Genomic DNA, 17,536 nt, shown 5'->3' on the forward strand with positions numbered 1-17,536 from the left:
CGGCCGGTCGCTCCCATCGCTTCGGGGTGGGCGACCGGGCCGGGCCGGGCAATCCTCGAGGTCAGGCTGCTTTGAGCACTTGCTCGAGGCGCTGGGTTGCGGCTTGCTCGTCGATATCTTCGACGGCGGCGAGCTCGCGCACGAGACGGTCGAGCGCGGCCTGATAGATCTGCCGCTCGCTATAGGACTGGTCCGGCTGATCGGCGTTGCGATGCAGATCGCGGACGACTTCGGCGATGGACACCGGATCACCGGAATTGATCTTCGCCTCATATTCCTGGGCACGGCGGCTCCACATGGCACGCTTGATGCGGGACCGGCCCTTCAGCGTCGCCAGGGCGGTATCCATCACCTTGCGCGTGCTGAGACGGCGGAGGCCGGAATTCTTCGCCTTGGCCACCGGAACGCGTAGGGTCATCCGATCCTTGTCGAAGGTGATGATGATCACCTGCAGGCTCAAGCCGGAAATCTCCTGGGTTTCGATGCTTAGCACTCTGCCGACGCCATGGGCCGGATAGACGACGAAATCTCCCGGCTTGAATCCGATATCCTTGGACATTCCTTTTTTCTCTCACCTAATCAGCCGTGCCGGGCCCCGGAAGCGGCGCCGTCAGGCCGACGGGGGTCGGCCGTAACAGGCTTCATGCGGCGCGCCGGGTACCTGCGCCACCAAACCCAGTCGTCCGGATGACGAAATCGGGCGGTATGAGACCGCATAACACGCGTCGGGCAGCCCAAAGGCTGCCCGGGGCCTTGTCCAAAACAATATAGCAAAAAAATGACGCCGGTACAACCGATGCGCCGGCGCCGAGCGTCCCGGGGCCTCTCCTAGGGTCTTCCGCCGGACGTCCCGAGGGGCCATCCCCGGCCTGTCGCAGGACAGCCAAAGGCGCGCGGAGCGGGAGCGCCGGGTGCGGCGGCTCTCAGTCTTTTCCCGGCTCGGCGGAAAAATATTTCTCGAATTTGCCCGCTTCGCCCTTGTGCGCGTCGGCGTCGGCCGGCGGCTCGCCCTTGCGGGTGATATTCGGCCAAGTGGCCGAATATTCGCGGTTCAGCTCAAGCCATCGCTCCATCCCGGGCTCGGTGTCCGGCAGAATCGCATCGACCGGGCATTCGGGCTCGCAGACCCCGCAGTCGATGCACTCGTCGGGATGGATCACCAGCATGTTCTCGCCGACATAGAAACAGTCGACGGGACAGACCTCGACGCAGTCCATGTACTTGCACTTGATGCAGGCTTCGGTCACGACGTAGGTCATTGAGGTCTCCACTCACACTCTTGGCAAGCCGCGCGATCGACGCGAGCGCGTGGCGAAATCATCTTTGTCAGTCGCGCCATCAGTCACGCCCCGGATGCGTTCCCCACATCGCGTCGCGCCAGAACCCGCTTGCGGGCGGCGCCGCTTTCCTGATCCGGAACATGGATCAGCCCCGCCACCCGGCGCATCAAATTCGATTCGAGATCGTGGACATGATCGTCCGCATAGATCACTTCCCACAACATCTCGATCAGTTCAATGCGCTCCTCGAAGGAAAACTGCTCCTTGACGGTCCGCGTGAAGCCGAAAAGCTGGCTCGATTGCTCGGCCTTGGCCTCGGCAAGCGAAACCAGATCGTTCGCCTCCTCAGCGTTCAGGGAGAACCGCTCGCTGACCAGCCGCGTGATCGTGTCGCGTTCCATCGCGCCGACGGTCGAATCCATCCGCGCCGCCTCGACGAGGAGACATGCTGCCGCGACCTCCAGCTCGTCCCGGTCATGCCGGCCGGCCGGCGACGCCGCCCCACGCTCCGTCAGAAATGCCTTGATTCGATTGATCATCGCCTTGCCTATCATAGCGCCGACCGAAGGCGCAACCCTTGGGAAAGTACGGATTTTTGGGCCTGCGTCCACACCCGATACGCTTGCCCGTCCGGCACATCAATTCTAAGGTCGGAGGATGGCTTCCGACCCCGATGACCGGCGCCACGCACCCGCCACGTCGCGAAATCGCGGCCCCATCCTCAAGGTCCTGTCCCGCGTCCTACCGGCGACCGGCTGCGTGCTGGAGATCGCCAGCGGCACCGGCGAGCACGCGGCCTGGTTCGCGCCCCGCCTGCAGCCGCGGATCTGGCAGCCGAGCGACGCGGCTGCCGAGATGCGCGCCAGCATCGCCGCTCATGCGGCAGAGGCCGCGGCGCCCAATCTGCGGGCGCCGCTCGCCCTCGACGTCACCGCCGCGAACTGGCCGCAAGCGGTCACGGCGGCGCTGGACGACGCGCCGCTGCGGGCCATCGTCAACATCAACATGATTCACATCTCCCCGTGGAGCGCCGCCGAGGGACTCGTCGCCGGCGCGGGGCAGCTTCTTTCCGCCGGCGGAGTGCTTTTTCTATATGGTCCCTTCCGCATCGGCGGCAAGCACACGGCGCCAAGCAATGAGGCGTTCGACCGCATGCTCCGCGCACAGGATTCGACTTGGGGCGTGCGCGATCTGGAGGCCGTCGCGGCGCTCGCCGGGACGCACGGCTTCGCCCTGCGGGATCGGGTCGATATGCCGGCCAATAATCTGTCGCTGATCTTCGAACGGGCCTGACGTTTACGGCGGGACCGGTCTCGGGTGATCATTAAACCGAACGGTTGACCGTTCATTGCTCCGCTGATATATTCAACCACATGGTTGAACAACAATCCGAACGCCTCGACGCGGTGTTTCACGCCCTGGCCGACCCGACCCGGCGGGCGATGCTGCGCAGCCTCGCGGCGGGGGAGCGCAGCATCGGCGAGCTAGCGGCGCCATTCCGCATGTCCTTCGCCGGCGCGTCCAAGCATGTCAAGGCGCTGGAACGTGCGGGCCTGGTCCGGCGCACGGTGAAGGGCCGCACGCATGTCTGCCGCCTCGATCCTGCGCCGCTCGCCTCGGCCGACGAATGGCTGGGCTTCTATGAGCGCTTCTGGAGCGAGCGGCTCGACCTGCTCGAGCGCGAGCTGACGCAACCTGAAATCAGTGGAGAGTGAGGAGCAAGAAATGAACGACTATGGCGTTGTCACGGAAGCCGGCACGGTCCGCTTCGAGCGTGTGCTGCCCGGCCCGATCGAGCGCGTCTGGGCCTACCTGACGGACTCGGAGAAGCGGGGCAAATGGCTGGCCTCCGGCCCGATGGAGCTCCGCGTCGGCGGAGAGGTCGAGCTGCGATTCCGCCATGCCGAGTTGTCCCCGCAGAGAGAGCCGACACCGGATCGGTACAAGCATTACGAGAACGGGGTGACCACCCATGGCCGCATCACGCGCTGCGACCCGCCGCGCCTGCTGAGTTACACATGGGCCGACAAGCCGGAAGACTCGGAAGTCACCTTCGAGCTGACTCCACAGGGCGAGGGCGTGCTCCTCGTGCTGACGCATCGCCGGCTCGGCGACAGTGCGGCGATGACGGATGTCGCTAGTGGCTGGCACACCCATCTCGCCATCCTAATTGACCATCTGAACGGTGAAGTGCCACGACCCTTCTGGTCGACGCACACAAGAATCGAGGCGGAATATGAAAGGCGGTTTGGAGCGTCTTGAGGCTCCTAATCCTCCGCCCCTATATCCCCGAGGAGCCGGTCGGTCGCCTGGTGTTCCGATTTCGTCGGGCGGCCGGTTCCCGGTTCGCGCTGGGCCACTAACTTGACCAGCAACATTTCTCCAAGCGCACCCTTGCAGAACAGCCTCTTGGCTACGATATGTCCTACATCGTAGATCTAATCGAGAGGCTCCTCGTGACCCGAGAAACACTTGGGAACTTCGAGTTCCAGATTCTCAGCGTGCTACTTCAGCAACCACAAAATGCGTACGGCGTAATTATAAGGCAGCAAATTAAAGAGCGGACAAATAGGGACGTGAGTGTCGGAGCTCTTTACACGGCGCTAGACCGCTTGGAACGAAAAGGGTTTGTCTCTTCATGGTGGGGTGAACCCACAGCAGAACGCGGTGGTCGCCGAAAGAGATACTATAAGATTGAGGCGGCCGGTGTAGAAGCCATTAATCGGTCTCGAGACACACTGGCCAACTTTGCCACTCCTGCTTTGGTAGGAGCACAACCATGAACAGATCCAAAAATGTTTTCTCGCAGAAAAAAAATAATACAAATACTACTCGACCCTATGACCCTAATCTTGAAGATGAATTAAAGAGGCTCGATTCTCTATGGGCAGAAGCCACATTAGAGCGCCGAGAAGAAGCCATAGCAGGACTCCGCGACGACCTGAGGGAAATTATTGACGAATTGGAGCACCGCCCATTACTTAATGTTCTCCTTGTTGACGAGTACATACAATTTAAAAGCGGCAAATCAGAAGCGAGGCAGTCTACACTGACCGCATCTGCTCAAGTACCCGTTCTAGGTGAGGCGATCCTTTTCTACCTCTGCCCAGCGGAACAACTTGAGAGCATCCTCGGTGATCTCGAAGAATGTTTCCAACGTCGCGCCATTAAACGCGGTCTTGGATCAGCATGGCGATGGTATTATTGGCAGGTCCTCCGTTCTGCCGGAGCATTTGCGCTCAATTTGCTAGGCCGCATGGCTTTGGTAAAGGAACTGATTGACAGGCTGGGGTTTTGAAAGCCTAAGCGTGTGCATGGGTCGAGATAGTAGGTAGGCTCAGTTTTTAACCGTGAGCCGATCGGTTGCCCTGCGTTCCGATTTCGTCGGGCGGCCGGCTCCTCGATCGCGTGGGGCGACGGCGGCGGCCATCGGCTCGGCAGTGCGTGGCGCCGGCGGCGCCAGATCCTCGTACAGCGTCCGCGCCTCGACGGCCGGGCCGCGCCGCGTGCCGAGGCTCAGGATTCGGATGACGCGGATATGCGGCCCGAGCGGAAAGGTCAGCACGTCGCCGGGCCTTACCGCATGATGCGCCTTCTGCACCAGCGTGCCGCCGATCCGGATTTTTCCGGCGGCGCACAGCTTCGTGGCGAGCGCCCGACTCTTGCAGAAGCGCGCGAACCACAGCCACTTGTCGAGGCGCAGGGTCGCCCCAGTGGTCGCCCCGGTGCTGGTGATTTCCGTCATCCTCTCCATCATTTGCTGAACTGCAGGTCGCGCAGCGCCGAGAACGGCGAGTCGCCGTCGCGCTTGCGCGCCGATCTTCCGCGATGATCCGACTTCGACGCCGGCGCGGCGGCCCGCTTGCGCGCCTTCTGCCGACGCGGCCGCGCGACGAAGCGATCGTCCCCGCCTTCCTCCGTGCGCTGCTGATAGCCGAGCGCCAGGAGGATCGCGGGCAACGCGTCCTGCGGACAGCCGGCGAGCGCCCGCAGAGGTTCGGACGCGGCGAACGGCCCCTGCCGCGACAGCTTTCGTGTCGCCTTGGTCAGCCGCTCGAGCGCATCGACGCGGACTGCCGTGCCGCCGAACAGGCGATAGCCGAGAATCGGGTAGAGATCCGCCGGCAAAGCGGGATCGGGCACGAGGCTGAGCGGCCGGCCGGCCGGCGGTGCAGCGGGAGAATGGCCCCGATGCGCGGCCCAGAGCAGGGCCCGCAGGGTGAGCGGCCGCCCCTTCATCAGGCCGGGGAACCAGATGCTCTCGGCACCGATACGGACGCCGAGCCGCGCCAGGGTCTGGCGGTCCTCGGTGGTGAGGGCAGCGAGTTGCGGCGCCACGATGCGGCGCGGCAGCAGCCCGAGCGCTTCGACCAGTTGGAAGACGAGCCCGCGCGCCGGCCCGGACAAGGCGGCGTCGCGCGCGCGCCAAAGCGGACGCAGCTTTTGCCGCAGCCACGCCTCCAGCCAGAGCGTCAGGCGGCGGCGCACCCGGTCGCGCAAGGCGCCTTCGAGAAAGTCGCTGGGCAGCGGCTCGATCGCGGGCGTGAGCGGGCCTGCACCGGCCGCCAGACGCGCCACCGGCGTTCCGTGCCAGGTCGCCGTCCCGTCGGCGCGGAGATCGAAGGCACCATCCTCTTCGCCTTCAAGGCGGCGGACGCGCGTCGGGATCTCCTGAACCAAGGCGCGGCGAGCGGAAGCCAGCAGCGGCCGCGCCTCCTCACCGCCGACCACGCTGTCGGGAACGAAGCAAAAGCCGTCGAGCCGGCCGACCGGATGGCCCTCGACGATCACCGTACCGTCCTGGTCGACCGCGCTCAAGAGTCGGCCGCCGCCGGCCATCCGGCGGACCAGCACCGCGTGGCGGCGATCGACGAAACGTTGCGTCAGGCTGTGGTGCAAGGCATCCGACAGCCGATCCTCGATCGCGCGGGCACGGTCCTGCCAATGCACGGGATCGGCGAGCCAGTCGCCGCGATGGCTGATATAGGTCCAGGTGCGGATATGGGCGATCCGGGCGACGAGCGTGTCGATGTCGCCGTCGGTGCGGTCGATCCGGGCGATCTGCCGGCCCACCCAATCCTCCGGCAGCCGCCCTTCGGACTGGCCGGCCGGCGGGCCCGCCAGATAGCGGAAGATCTGGCCCAGCAGCCGCGTATGGGCGTCGCTCAACACCTTGCGGAAATCCGGAATCTGGCAGACCTCCCAGAGGAGGCGGAGGGCCGCTGGGTTGCCGGCGAGGCGGGCGATCTCCTCGTCGCGGGCCAGCGCCGCTAAGGCCAGATGGTCGTCGGCGTCGCGCACCCGGATCAGGCCGCCGGCCGGCGGCCGGCGCTCGAGGCACCGCAGAAGGAGGCCCAGGGAGCGGAATTCGAGGTCCGGGTTTCGCCAATGGAGGGCGGTCAGCGGATCGAACCGGTGGTTCTCGACGGCATCGACGATCTCCGGCTCGAGCGGTCCGACCTCGGCGAGCGTGCCGAAGCTGCCGTCGCTCATATGACGGCCGGCGCGGCCGGCGATCTGGGCCAGCTCCGCCGGCGTCAGGCGCCGGGGCGCGCGGCCGTCGAACTTGGTTAGCCGGGCGAAGGCGACATGGTCAAGATCCATGTTGAGGCCCATGCCGATGGCGTCGGTCGCCACCAGATAATCGACCTCGCCGGACTGATACATGTCGACCTGGGCATTGCGCGTGCGCGGGCTGAGCGCGCCCATGACGACGGCAGTGCCGCCGCGCTGGCGGCGCATCACTTCGGCGATCTGGTAGACGTCGGCGGCGGAGAAAGCGACGACGGCGCTGCGCGGCGGAAGGCGCGTCAGCTTCTTCGGCCCCGCATAGCTGAGCGTCGAGAAGCGCGGTCGGCTGAGGAACGCGGCCTCCGGCACCAGCTTGCGGATCAGCGGCCGGATGGTGTCGGAGCCGAGGAACATCGTCTCCTCGGTGCCGCGGGCGCGCAGGAGCCGGTCGGTGAAGATATGCCCGCGTTCCGGATCGGCGGCGAGCTGGATCTCGTCGACGGCGAGGAAGGCGACCCGCCGGTCGAGCGGCATGGATTCGACGGTGCAGACGAAATAGGCCGGATTCGGCGGGACGATCTTCTCCTCGCCGGTGACCAGCGCCACGGCACCCCGCCCCTTCAGCCGGACGATCCGGTCGTAGTTCTCGCGGGCGAGCAGCCGCAAGGGAAAGCCGATCATGCCTGACCGGTGGCCCAGCATCCGCTCGATGGCGAGATAGGTCTTGCCCGTATTGGTCGGGCCCAGGACGGCGGTGATCCGCCTCTCCGAGGGGAACTCCATAGCTGGAAAATCAGGATTCCGACGCGCTATTGCAAGGGGAACGGCAGTCTGATGATTGGACCTAAGCGGAGTCTTTGATCTGTATCGCGTTCACAGCTCCCGGCCTCCCAGCGCAGAGTAAAGGACCTCATGCTTCGATGGGCTCAATATGAGGCCCTCCCCTCACCCCGAGCTTATCGAGTGGGCAACACCAGACTTGATGCCCCGCCGCCGACTGCACATATCTGCCGGCATTAACGGCACGACTTGCCAGGGGCACCAGGATGCAAGAAGAAAAACACGGATTTCAGGCGGAGGTCAGCCGCCTTCTCGATATTGTTGCGCATTCGCTTTACAGCGATAAAACGGTCTTTCTGCGGGAGCTCATCTCCAACGCTTCGGACGCCTGTGACCGACTGCGCTATCTCAGCCTGACGCAGCCGGAACTGACGGCATCCGATCCGAACTTCCGAGTCACCTTGAGCGCCGACCGCGCGGCGCGGACGTTGACGATCGCCGACAACGGCATCGGCATGAACCACGACGACCTGGTGGAGAATCTCGGCACTATCGCGCGGTCCGGCACCTCGGCCTTCGTCGGCCAGATGACCGGCGATGCGGCGAAGGATCTCGCTTTGATCGGGCAGTTCGGCGTCGGGTTCTACTCCGCCTTCATGGTCGCCGAGCGCGTCGAGGTCACGAGCCGCAAGGCGGGCGAGGACCAGGGCTGGCGCTGGATCTCCGAAGGCAAGGGCGAGTTTACGGTGGCGCCGGCCGAGGTCGAGTCGCGCGGCACGCGCATCACCCTGCATCTGCGCGAGGGCGAGGACGAGTTTCTCGATTCCAATCAGCTCCGCCGCGTCGTCACCAAATATTCCGATCATATCGCGCTACCGATCCTGCTGATCGAGAACGGCAAGGAGCACACCATCAACGCGGCCTCGGCGCTGTGGACGCGGCCGAAATCGGAGATCACCGAGGCGCAGTACGCGGAGTTCTACCGCCACACCGCACACAGCTTCGACTCGCCCTGGCTCACCCTACACGCCCGCGTCGAGGGCAAGATCGAATATACCAGCCTGCTCTTCGTCCCCTCGGCGAAGCCGCTCGACCTGTTCCATCCGGACCGCAAGCATTGCGTCCGACTCTATGTCAGGCGCGTCTTCATCACCGAAAGCTGCGAGGAGGTGCTGCCTGCCTATCTGCGGTTCCTGCGCGGCATCATCGATTCGGAGGACCTGCCGCTCAACATCAGCCGCGAAATGCTGCAGCACAATCCGATACTGGCCAAGATCCGCGCCGGCGTGACCAAGCGCGTTCTGAACGAGCTGCAGAAGAAGGCGGACAGCGACCCCGAGGACTACACCACCTTCTGGAACAATTTCGGCGCCGTCCTGAAGGAGGGGCTGTATGAGGACAGCGACCAGCGCGACCCCATCCTGAAGCTGGCCCGGTTCCGCTCGACGGCCGGCGAAGGGCTCGTCAGCCTCGCCGACTATGTCGGGCGCATGAAGCCCGGACAGGATGCGATCTACTACATCACCGGTGACAGCACCGAAGCCGTTGCGCGGAGCCCGCAGCTCGAGGGCTTCGCCGCGCGCGGCGTCGAAGTGCTGCTGCTGACCGATCCGGTCGACGAGTTCTGGGTTCCCGCCGTCGGCCTATTCGAGGGCAAGGCCTTCAAGTCGGTCACCCGCGGCGGCGCCGATCTCGACCGGATCGAAGCGCCGGCCGGCGAGACGAAAAAGTCCGAGCCGCCAGCCGCCGGCATCGACAATCTGATCGCCCTCTTCCGCCTGACGCTCAAGGATGCAGTCAAGGATGTCCGCCTGTCGCAGCGCCTGACCGACAGCCCCGTCTGCCTGGTCGCCGATGAGGGCGACATGGATATCCATCTCGAGCGGCTTTTGAAGCAGCACCGGCAGATCGAGGCCGGCGCCAAGCGCGTTCTGGAAATCAATCCCGCGCACCCGCTGGTCGCTAGCTTGGCGAAGCGGATCGGCGACAATGGTCACGGCGACGAGGTTGCCGAGGCGGCTTGGCTGTTGCTCGACCAGGCACGCATCGTCGAGGGCGAGACGCTGCCCGATCCCGCCGCCTTCTCCCGCCGCCTGTCGGACGTCCTGCGCAGATCGATGGCCGCCTGACCGCTGCGCATCACGGTCCGGTAGAGAACAGTCCGTCACGGGAAATGGGTGCTACCGCGGCATCGGCCTCCGGCCGGAGAATGCGCTCCGGCGGCAGGCTGATGATCGCGGTGGTCCCTTGTCCCGGCGCGCTCCGCAGTTCGAGCTGACCGCCATGCAGCTCCACGAGGCGCTTGGTCAAGGGCAGGCCAAGCCCGGATCCCTCATGCCGGCGCGATTGCGCGTTCGCGACTTGACCGAACGGCTCCAGGGCCTTCGGGATGTCCTCGCTGGCGATGCCGATGCCCGTGTCCGCGATGGACAGCGTGAGCCAGCCATCCTCGCTTCGCTGCGCCCGCAGGACGACATGACCGCCGGCGGGCGTGAACTTGACCGAGTTGCTGAGCAGGTTCAGCAGGATCTGGCGCAGCTTGCGCCCGTCGGCGCGGACCGTTGGGAGCGGTGGTGCCGTCCGGTCGATCAGAAGCACCCGCGCCTTTGCCGCGACGGTCTCCATCATCCGCAGCGAGGCCGCCACGATCTCCGACAGGTCGACCGGCTCCTCGTCGATATCGAGACGCCCGGCCTCGGCCTTCGAGAGATCGAGGATATCATTGATCAGGGCCAGCAGGTGCATGCCGCTCTGATGGATGTCACCGGCATAGTCGCGATAGGAGGGATTGCCGATCGGGCCGAACACCTCCTGCTTCATCACCTCCGAGAACCCGATGATCGCGTTGAGCGGCGTGCGCAGCTCATGGCTCATATTGGCGAGGAACTGCGACTTGGCTGCGTTCGCCTGCTCCGCACGGCGCCACGCCGCCTCCGCCTCCCGTTCGCGGCGCACCGCATGCTCGGCGATCCGGCCGACCAGCTCCAGCATCGTTCCGATGCCGAGATACCCACCGTTCTCCGTGACGATGAACCCGGCGGTGAGCGCATCCGACCCGTCCAGCCGCAGCGACGCGCTGAGCTCGGTCAAGGTCATCCGCGCCTCGACGACGAGTGGTCGCCGGTTCATCAAGGCCGTCACCGGCCGGCGATCGTAAAGCTCGCGATAGAAGGGGCGCGCGAACTTGGCAAAGAAGTCGAACCGCTCGATCAAGCCGATCGGGCGGTCGCCTTCTACGACCGGCAGCACAGGCAGGTCGGGCCGCTCGGTCAGGATCTCCTGGACTTCGATGCATAATGTCGCCGCGCTCACCGGCGGAGCGGCGATGGTGAGCGAGCGGACACGCCAGATTTCTCCGTCCTGCTCGCTGCTCAAGGAGTGGATTCCCGCGTCGGTTTGGGGCCTGATCGGATCGTACTCTAATCGTACCCTAAAGGCCCGGCGAAGATGGCCGCGGGACGTTAAGAACCGCTGAATGCTGTTGTTACAGTATTGTGAAACCTGGGAAAATTACAGAGGCGAAGGTGATGACCGGCCACCGGCGGGATCGGGTTTCGAGCCCGCCGGTGGCCGGGTCGCCAATCAGGCCGCCTGCTGATTCAGATTGCGCAGGACGAAGCGCAGGATACCACCGTGACGGTAGTATTCGACCTCGTCCAGCGTATCGATCCGGCAGAGCAGCGTCATCTCCTCGCGCGTCCCGTCGGCGCGGGTGATCCGGCAGCCGAGATCCATTCCCGGCCTGATCTTGCCCGTAAGGCCGGCGATGTCGAAGATCTCGCTGCCGTCCAGGTTCAAGGTCTTGCGGGTCATGCCCGGCTTGAACTGCAGCGGCAGCACGCCCATGCCGACCAGATTGGAGCGGTGGATCCGCTCGAAGCTTTCGGCGATCACGGCGCGCACGCCAAGGAGCAGCGTGCCCTTCGCCGCCCAGTCGCGCGACGAGCCGGTGCCGTATTCCTTGCCGGCAACGACGACCAGGGGGCGGGCCTCGTCGCGATACTTCATCGCCGCGTCATAGATCGACATCACCCCGCCGTCCGGCATATGCCGGGTCACGCCGCCTTCGACGCCGGGCACCATCTCGTTGCGAAGTCGGATATTGGCGAAGGTGCCGCGCATCATCACCTCGTGATTGCCGCGCCGCGCGCCGTAGGAGTTGAAGTCGAGCGGGCTCACGCCATGCTCGATCAGATACCGCCCGGCCGGCGAGTCCTTCTTGATCGAACCGGCGGGGGAGATGTGGTCGGTGGTGATGCTGTCGCCGAGCAGCGCCAGCACGCGGGCCTGCGTGATGTCATGCATCGCGCCCGGCTCCATCGACATGTCCTCGAAATAGGGCGGATTCTGGATGTAGGTCGAGTCCGACTCCCATTCATAGGTCAGGCCCTTCGCCGTCTGGACCCGGCGCCACTGCTTGCCGCCCTCGAAGACGTTGCCGTACTGCTTCCGGAACATGGTCGGCGCGACGGCGCGGCGCACGGTCTCCTCGATCTCCTCGTTGGAGGGCCAGATGTCCCGCAGATAGACGGGACTGCCCTTGCGGTCTTCGCCGATCGGGTCCTTCAGCAGATCGATCTTCATCGAGCCGGCAAGGGCGTAGGCCACGACGAGCATCGGCGACGCCAGATAGTTCGCGCGCGTGTGCGGATTGATCCTCCCCTCGAAATTGCGGTTGCCCGACAGTACCGCGCCGACGACCAGGTCGCCCTTGGTCACCGCGTCGGCGATCGGATCGGGCAGCGGCCCGGAATTGCCGATGCAGGTGGTGCAACCATAGCCGACCAGGTTGAAGCCGAGCTTGTCGAGGTCCTTCTGCAGCCCGCTCTTGGCGAAGTAGTCGGTGACCACCTTCGAGCCGGGCGCCAGCGTGGTCTTGACCCACGGCTTGACCTTCATGCCGAGCTTGACCGCGTTGCGCGCCACCAGCCCCGCGCCCAGCATGACATGGGGGTTCGAGGTGTTGGTGCAGCTAGTGATCGCGGCGATGACCACATCGCCGTCGCCGAGGTCGTAGTCCCCGCCCTCGACGGGGACCCGCGGCTCGTCGACGCTGTTGCGCCCGAACACCTCCACGACGTCCTTCTTGAAAGCCTCTGCGGCCGTCGACAGCGGCACCCGGTCCTGCGGGCGGCGCGGGCCGGCGAGGCTCGATTCGACGGTGCCGATGTCAAGCTCCAGCGTGTCGGAGAAGACCGGGTCGGGTGTGCGCTTGGTGCGCCACAGGCCCTGCGCCTTGGCATAGGCTTCGACGAGCGCGATGCGGGCCGGGGTGCGCCCGGTCATCTTCAGATATTTGAGCGTCTCCTGATCGATCGGGAAGAAGCCGCAGGTCGCGCCATATTCCGGCGCCATGTTGGCGATGGTCGCGCGATCGGCCAGCGACAGATCGTCGAGGCCGGGGCCGTAGAACTCGACGAACTTGTTGACGACGCCCTTGCTCCGCAGCATCTGCGTGACCGTCAGCACCAGATCGGTGGCCGTCGTCCCTTCCTTCAGCTTGCCGGTCAGCTTGAAGCCGACGACCTCGGGGATCAGCATCGAGATCGGCTGGCCGAGCATCGCCGCCTCCGCCTCGATACCGCCGACGCCCCAGCCCAGCACGGCGAGGCCGTTGACCATCGTCGTATGGCTGTCGGTGCCGACGAGCGTGTCGGGATAGGCCAGTGTCCGCACGCCCTTCTTCGGGTCCTTGACCTTCGCGGTCCACACGACCTGCGCGAGATATTCCAGATTGACCTGATGGCAGATGCCGGTATGCGGCGGGACGACGCTGAAATTATCGAACGCCGTCTGCCCCCAACGCAGGAATCCATAGCGTTCGCCGTTGCGCTCGTAGTCCGTCTCGACATTTTCGGCCAGCGCCCGGCGCGTGCCGAAGCTGTCGGCCGTGATCGAGTGGTCGATCACCAGATCGACCGGGGAGAGCGGATTGATCATCTCGGGATCGCCGCCCATCGCCGCCATCGCCGAACGCATCGCCGCCAGATCGACCACCGCGGGGACGCCGGTGAAGTCCTGCATCAGCACGCGGGCGGGACGATAGGCGATCTCGCGGTCCGAGCTTCGCTTCTTGACCCATGTGTCGAGCGCCCTGACGTCGTCCACGGTGACGGTGCGGTCATCCTCATGCCGCAGCAGGTTCTCCAGCAGGATCTTCAAGGAAACCGGCAGGCGGGAAAACTCGCCCCCGACGGCCTTCTCCGCTGCCTTGATGCTGAAATAATCGTAGGACCTGTTGCCGACCTTCAAGGTGCGGCGGGTTTTTAAACTGTCGATTCCCGCAGTCACATCAATTCTCCCTCTCCGGACCCCACGAATTGGCGTCCGCTGCTTCGTCACTATATGGCGACATCGACCGGCGCAGAATAGCCTCCGGAAAATGCGGGACCCTAAATCCCCGTCGCTAACGCTTGGTTTCCAAGCGTTGACGTGAATGAACCGCTAATCGCACCAATATTACTCCTGCCCGACGATCATGTTCGCCATTGCTCGGCCGGACCATAGCAGGGGAATACCATAGTTTTGCCATTTTCGCGGCGCATTGGCGCCATATAGCCCCGGCATCCTGCGCGCCGTACGGAGACTTCCCTCTCTGTCGGAGGCTTGCCAGTCGGCCTCGATTAGCCCCCTCAGACTGGAGCGAGGATAGGTGCCGGACCGACCCCCGGCCCCTGTCGAGACTTCCGCGCCGCGTTCCGGTCCATCCCACGGAACGCGGCGCATTCTTCTTGAAAAACAAGACTCCCTTGCGCCCGACTCTCTTGCGAACACCCGGCCGGCATGGCACATGCTCGTCCGGTGAACAGCTTCACCGGCCATAACCTGCTCTGCGTCCGCGGCCAGCGGATGGTGTTCCACAAGCTCGATTTTTCCGTCCGGTCCGGCGGCGCCCTGCTGCTGACCGGGCCGAACGGCAGCGGCAAGTCGACCCTGCTCCGCTGCATGGCCGGGCTGCTGCGGCCCGCCGAAGGGCAGCTGCGCTGGAACGGCGCGGCCATTGCCGAGGAGCCGGAGGCCCATCGCCGGCGGCTTCACTTCCTGGGACACGCCGACGCCGTCAAGCCGACACTGTCCGTCGAGGAGAATCTGCGGTTCTGGGCCCGGATGCGATCCGGCGTTGCGGATCAGCCGGGCGCGGCGGACAGTCTGCGCGGTGCCCTCGCCCGGTTCGGGATCGAGCCGCTGGCAGACCTGCCGGCGCGGCTTCTGTCGGCCGGCCAGCGCCGCCGCCTTGCACTGGCCCGGCTTCTCGCGACGCCGGCGCCGCTCTGGCTGCTCGACGAGCCGACGACCGCCCTCGACACAGCCGGCATCGGCCAGCTCATCGACGCGATCGCCGCGCAGCGGGCGGCGGGCGGTAGCGTCGTCCTGTCGAGCCACGACGATCTCGGGCTACCGCAAGCGGTCCGACTCTCGCTGGCCGACTTCGCGCCAGCGGTGCTTGAACCAGCAGCCCTTGAAGCAGACTCGCCATGATCGCCCTTCATCTGATCGCCCGCGACCTGCGGCTGTCGCTGCGCCAGGGATCGGATGCCGCGACGGTCCTGATGTTCTTCGTGCTGGCCGTCGTGATGTTCCCGCTCGGTGTCGGGCCAGAGCCGAACATCCTGGCACGGATCAGCGCCGGCGTGATCTGGGTGATGGCGCTGTTCGCCGCGCTGCTGTCGCTCGAGCGGCTATTCCTCGCCGATGCCGAGGACGGCAGCCTCGACCAGCTTGCGCTGACACCGCTGCCGCTCGAGTTCGTGGTGCTGGCCAAGGTCGCGGCCCATTGGCTGACCACCGGACTGCCGCTGCTGCTGGCCGCACCTGTGCTCGGACTGCTGCTAGGCATGGAGGCGAGCGGCCTCGGCGTTCTGGTTCTGGCGCTGCTGCTCGGCACGCCGGTCCTCAGCCTGGTCGGCGCCATCGGGGCAGCGCTGACGCTCGGCGCCCGCCGCGGCGGAGTCCTTCTGCCGCTCCTGATCCTGCCGCTCTATGTCCCGGTGCTGATCTTCGGCGTCAGCGCGATCGATGCCGCCATCGCCGGGCTGCCGCCGCGGCCGCATCTCCTGATACTGGGCGGCCTCCTGCTCGCCGCCCTGCCGCTCGCCCCCTGGGCCACCGCCGCCGCGCTGCGCCAGGCACTCGATTAGTTCGGCTTCGCCTCGGGCGCCGCCTCCTGAGCAGCGGCAAGTTCCGCCTCCTTGGCTCTGGCCCTGGCGACTGCCGGCCTCGCATTCACGCGGTTCACATAGGCCGTGATCTCAGGAAGATCGGGCACCAGCTTCCATCCCATCGTCCAGGTCAGGGCCGTACCCCATAGAACATCCGCGGCGGAGAAGCGGTCGCCCAGGAGATATGGTCCCTTGCCGAGTTGGTCGACGAGCGTCTTCAGCATCGTGTCGTAGTCGCCATAGGGAGACATCGCCGGTGGCGCCGGCTCCCGCTTGAGCGCATGGTCGACGACCGCCGGCTCGAAGCAGCCGGCGTAATAGACCAGCCAGCGCAGATAGGGCCCGCGCAGAGGATCGCCGATTTGCGGCGCCAGCCCAGCCTCCGGAAACAGGTCGGCGAGATAAAGGAAGACGGCGACCTGTTCCGTGACGATCGCCTCGCCATGCTTCAGCGCAGGCACCTTGCCCATCGGGTTGATGGCAAGATAGGCCGGCTGGCGCTGCTCTCCGGCCTTCATGTCGAGCACATGCAGCTCGTAAGGCACGCCGAGCTCTTCCAGCAGGGTGAGGGCGCCCAACGATCTGGTGTTCGGGGAATAATAAAGCGTAACGCTGCGGTCCGGAGTCATCCTGTGCGCACCCTGCCGTGATGAGGAGGCCGCTATAGTCGGTTCAGGCCGGGCCCGCGATCAAGACTGCGTTACCGAGTTCCCCGAGATAGCAGATTTGCCCGGAAAGCTTGGCAGTCTGGTCCCATACTGCCATATAACTGCCGTCATGCTGCATCGCTTCGCTAATCCCAGCCGCTTCATGCGGATCGCCGGCGCGGTTTTGCCGTGGAGCGCCGCGGCGACCGCACTGCTTCTGGTCGCCGGCCTCTATTTCGCCTTGTTCGCCTCGCCGCCCGACTATCAGCAGGGCGAGACGGTGCGCATTATGTATGTGCATGTGCCGGCTGCTTGGATGGCGCTGTTCGTCTATACCTGCATGGCGGTGGCCAGCGCGACGGCGCTGATCTGGCGGCACCCGCTCGCCGATCTGATCGCCCGCTCCGCCGCCCCGATCGGTGCCGGCTTCACCTTTATCGCGCTGGTCACCGGATCGCTGTGGGGCAAGCCGATGTGGGGCACTTGGTGGGTCTGGGATGCGCGGCTGACCTCGGTGCTGATCCTGTTCTTCCTGTATCTCGGCTATATCGCGCTGGCGAACGCCTTCGACGATCCGACCCGGGGTGCCCGCGCCGCCGCGATCCTGGCGTTGGTCGGCTTCGTCAATGTGCCGATCATCAAGTTCTCCGTCGATTGGTGGAACACGCTGCATCAGCCGGCGAGCATCAGCCGCTTCGACGCGCCGGCGATCGACCCGGCGATGCTGACGCCGCTGCTGCTGATGGGGCTGGGCTTCACGGCCTATTTCGTCACGGTGCTGCTGCTGCGCGTAAAGTCCGAAGTGGTGGCAGCCAAATTGCGCACGGCGCAAATGGCGCAGATCCGCGGCTGAAGTCCGATCCGGGCATGGTTGGGGTGCGGCAGCCGGTCGCTGCCATTGCCACTGGAAGGTCTGTTATAAGAAGGGCGATTTTCGCAGGACAGCGGTGAATTCGATTACAGCATTCCTGGCGATGGGAGGATATGCGGCCTTCGTCTGGCCGGCCTTCGCCGTCACCTTCATCGTTCTGGCCGGCATGCTCGGCGTCAGCCTGCGCGCCTTGCGACGGCGCGAGGCGGCGCTGGCGCGCCTCCAGCGCAAAGCCGGCCCGTCGGCCGCGCCGGCTCGGGCGGCCGCCTCGGCCGGACGCGGAGCGCG

The 17,536-nt window shown here is 65.4% G+C and carries 18 protein-coding genes; 10 read left to right on the forward strand and 8 right to left on the reverse strand.

The features are described from left to right. Positions 1–61 precede the first annotated feature (61 nt). From DT069_RS23290 to DT069_RS23300, 3 genes are all read right to left on the reverse strand, one after another. Entirely contained in the window at positions 62–559 is a 498-nt protein-coding gene (locus DT069_RS23290) for a CarD family transcriptional regulator (RefSeq protein ID WP_119462744.1), read from the reverse strand. Between the two features lie 364 nt (positions 560–923). Further along, complete coding sequence (gene fdxA, locus DT069_RS23295) at positions 924–1,259, reverse strand: ferredoxin FdxA (RefSeq protein WP_119462745.1); 336 nt, start codon at positions 1,257–1,259, stop codon at positions 924–926. 83 nt (positions 1,260–1,342) lie between these two features. Continuing rightward, positions 1,343–1,819 carry a tellurite resistance TerB family protein gene (locus DT069_RS23300; RefSeq protein ID WP_162913409.1) on the reverse strand — a complete coding sequence of 159 codons (477 nt, stop codon included), beginning with the start codon at positions 1,817–1,819 and terminating at the stop codon, positions 1,343–1,345. A gap of 118 nt (positions 1,820–1,937) precedes the next feature. Here DT069_RS23300 and DT069_RS23305 point away from each other — a divergent pair, with 118 nt between their 5' ends. The 5 genes from DT069_RS23305 to DT069_RS24815 all read left to right on the forward strand — a co-directional run bounded on the left by DT069_RS23305 (position 1,938) and on the right by DT069_RS24815 (position 4,578). Continuing rightward, positions 1,938–2,573, forward strand: a complete 636-nt coding sequence (locus DT069_RS23305; RefSeq protein WP_119462747.1) for a DUF938 domain-containing protein — start codon at positions 1,938–1,940, stop codon at positions 2,571–2,573. Between the two features lie 80 nt (positions 2,574–2,653). After that, complete coding sequence (locus tag DT069_RS23310) at positions 2,654–2,995, forward strand: ArsR/SmtB family transcription factor (RefSeq protein ID WP_119462748.1); 342 nt, start codon at positions 2,654–2,656, stop codon at positions 2,993–2,995. 10 nt (positions 2,996–3,005) lie between these two features. Then, positions 3,006–3,542 (forward strand): SRPBCC family protein, encoded by a 537-nt coding sequence (locus DT069_RS23315; RefSeq protein ID WP_119462749.1) that lies wholly within the window; start codon positions 3,006–3,008, stop codon positions 3,540–3,542. 158 nt (positions 3,543–3,700) lie between these two features. Then, positions 3,701–4,063, forward strand: a complete 363-nt coding sequence (locus DT069_RS23320) for a PadR family transcriptional regulator (protein ID WP_119462750.1) — start codon at positions 3,701–3,703, stop codon at positions 4,061–4,063. Then, positions 4,060–4,578, forward strand: a complete 519-nt coding sequence (locus tag DT069_RS24815; protein ID WP_162913410.1) for a hypothetical protein — start codon at positions 4,060–4,062, stop codon at positions 4,576–4,578. Before DT069_RS23320 ends, DT069_RS24815 begins: the two co-directional genes overlap by 4 nt. A gap of 39 nt (positions 4,579–4,617) precedes the next feature. On the opposite strand, the gene DT069_RS23325 is transcribed toward DT069_RS24815, so the two are convergent. Further along, a complete protein-coding gene (locus tag DT069_RS23325) occupies positions 4,618–5,025 on the reverse strand; it encodes an RNA-binding S4 domain-containing protein (protein WP_162913411.1) in 408 nt (135 codons plus the stop codon). A gap of 8 nt (positions 5,026–5,033) precedes the next feature. Continuing rightward, a complete protein-coding gene (locus tag DT069_RS23330) occupies positions 5,034–7,574 on the reverse strand; it encodes a helicase-related protein (RefSeq protein WP_119462752.1) in 2,541 nt (846 codons plus the stop codon). A 263-nt stretch (positions 7,575–7,837) separates the two neighbouring features. On the opposite strand from DT069_RS23330, the gene htpG reads away from it, so the two are divergent. Further along, positions 7,838–9,700 (forward strand): molecular chaperone HtpG, encoded by a 1,863-nt coding sequence (gene htpG / locus DT069_RS23335; protein ID WP_119462753.1) that lies wholly within the window; start codon positions 7,838–7,840, stop codon positions 9,698–9,700. A 10-nt stretch (positions 9,701–9,710) separates the two neighbouring features. Here htpG and DT069_RS23340 read toward each other — a convergent pair whose 3' ends face one another. Beyond that, entirely contained in the window at positions 9,711–10,946 is a 1,236-nt protein-coding gene (locus DT069_RS23340) for a sensor histidine kinase (protein WP_119462754.1), read from the reverse strand. A gap of 207 nt (positions 10,947–11,153) precedes the next feature. After that, the gene (acnA, locus tag DT069_RS23345) at positions 11,154–13,868 is read right to left on the reverse strand and encodes an aconitate hydratase AcnA (RefSeq protein ID WP_425450501.1); all 2,715 of its coding nucleotides are present in this window, start codon (positions 13,866–13,868) and stop codon (positions 11,154–11,156) included. Between the two features lie 486 nt (positions 13,869–14,354). On the opposite strand from acnA, the gene ccmA reads away from it, so the two are divergent. Both ccmA and ccmB read left to right on the forward strand, forming a co-directional pair. Beyond that, positions 14,355–15,050, forward strand: coding sequence for a heme ABC exporter ATP-binding protein CcmA (gene ccmA / locus DT069_RS23350; protein WP_119462756.1), 696 nt, complete (start codon positions 14,355–14,357; stop codon positions 15,048–15,050). Further along, complete coding sequence (gene ccmB, locus DT069_RS23355) at positions 15,047–15,709, forward strand: heme exporter protein CcmB (protein WP_119462757.1); 663 nt, start codon at positions 15,047–15,049, stop codon at positions 15,707–15,709. Before ccmA ends, ccmB begins: the two co-directional genes overlap by 4 nt. Here ccmB and DT069_RS23360 read toward each other — a convergent pair. Then, a complete protein-coding gene (locus DT069_RS23360) occupies positions 15,706–16,359 on the reverse strand; it encodes a glutathione S-transferase family protein (protein ID WP_119462758.1) in 654 nt (217 codons plus the stop codon). The genes ccmB and DT069_RS23360 overlap by 4 nt on opposite strands. Before the next feature lie 118 nt (positions 16,360–16,477). Between DT069_RS23360 and DT069_RS23365 the strand changes: the two genes are divergently transcribed. Together DT069_RS23365 and ccmD are read left to right on the forward strand one after the other, a co-directional pair. Then, on the forward strand, positions 16,478–17,230 hold the full coding sequence (locus DT069_RS23365) for a heme ABC transporter permease (RefSeq protein WP_425450502.1): 753 nt from the start codon (positions 16,478–16,480) through the stop codon (positions 17,228–17,230). Between the two features lie 94 nt (positions 17,231–17,324). Continuing rightward, positions 17,325–17,536 (forward strand): heme exporter protein CcmD (gene ccmD, locus DT069_RS23370; RefSeq protein ID WP_119462762.1); only part of this gene is annotated, 212 nt, incomplete at its 3' end.

The organism is Virgifigura deserti (assembly GCA_003576685.1).
GTDB lineage: Bacteria > Pseudomonadota > Alphaproteobacteria > Dongiales > Dongiaceae > Virgifigura > Virgifigura deserti.

Excerpts from the sequence above, each read along its gene's own strand:
- DT069_RS23290 (WP_119462744.1), bottom strand. The coding sequence starts at position 559 with ATGTCCAAGGATATCGGATTCAAGCCGGGAGATTTCGTCGTCTATCCG.
- fdxA (WP_119462745.1), bottom strand. The coding sequence starts at position 1,259 with ATGACCTACGTCGTGACCGAAGCCTGCATCAAGTGCAAGTACATGGAC.
- DT069_RS23300 (WP_162913409.1), bottom strand. The coding sequence starts at position 1,819 with ATGATCAATCGAATCAAGGCATTTCTGACGGAGCGTGGGGCGGCGTCG.
- DT069_RS23305 (WP_119462747.1), top strand. The coding sequence starts at position 1,938 with ATGGCTTCCGACCCCGATGACCGGCGCCACGCACCCGCCACGTCGCGA.
- DT069_RS23310 (WP_119462748.1), top strand. The coding sequence starts at position 2,654 with ATGGTTGAACAACAATCCGAACGCCTCGACGCGGTGTTTCACGCCCTG.
- DT069_RS23315 (WP_119462749.1), top strand. The coding sequence starts at position 3,006 with ATGAACGACTATGGCGTTGTCACGGAAGCCGGCACGGTCCGCTTCGAG.
- DT069_RS23320 (WP_119462750.1), top strand. The coding sequence starts at position 3,701 with ATGTCCTACATCGTAGATCTAATCGAGAGGCTCCTCGTGACCCGAGAA.
- DT069_RS24815 (WP_162913410.1), top strand. The coding sequence starts at position 4,060 with ATGAACAGATCCAAAAATGTTTTCTCGCAGAAAAAAAATAATACAAAT.
- DT069_RS23325 (WP_162913411.1), bottom strand. The coding sequence starts at position 5,025 with ATGACGGAAATCACCAGCACCGGGGCGACCACTGGGGCGACCCTGCGC.
- DT069_RS23330 (WP_119462752.1), bottom strand. The coding sequence starts at position 7,574 with ATGGAGTTCCCCTCGGAGAGGCGGATCACCGCCGTCCTGGGCCCGACC.
- htpG (WP_119462753.1), top strand. The coding sequence starts at position 7,838 with ATGCAAGAAGAAAAACACGGATTTCAGGCGGAGGTCAGCCGCCTTCTC.
- ccmA (WP_119462756.1), top strand. The coding sequence starts at position 14,355 with ATGGCACATGCTCGTCCGGTGAACAGCTTCACCGGCCATAACCTGCTC.
- ccmB (WP_119462757.1), top strand. The coding sequence starts at position 15,047 with ATGATCGCCCTTCATCTGATCGCCCGCGACCTGCGGCTGTCGCTGCGC.
- DT069_RS23360 (WP_119462758.1), bottom strand. The coding sequence starts at position 16,359 with ATGACTCCGGACCGCAGCGTTACGCTTTATTATTCCCCGAACACCAGA.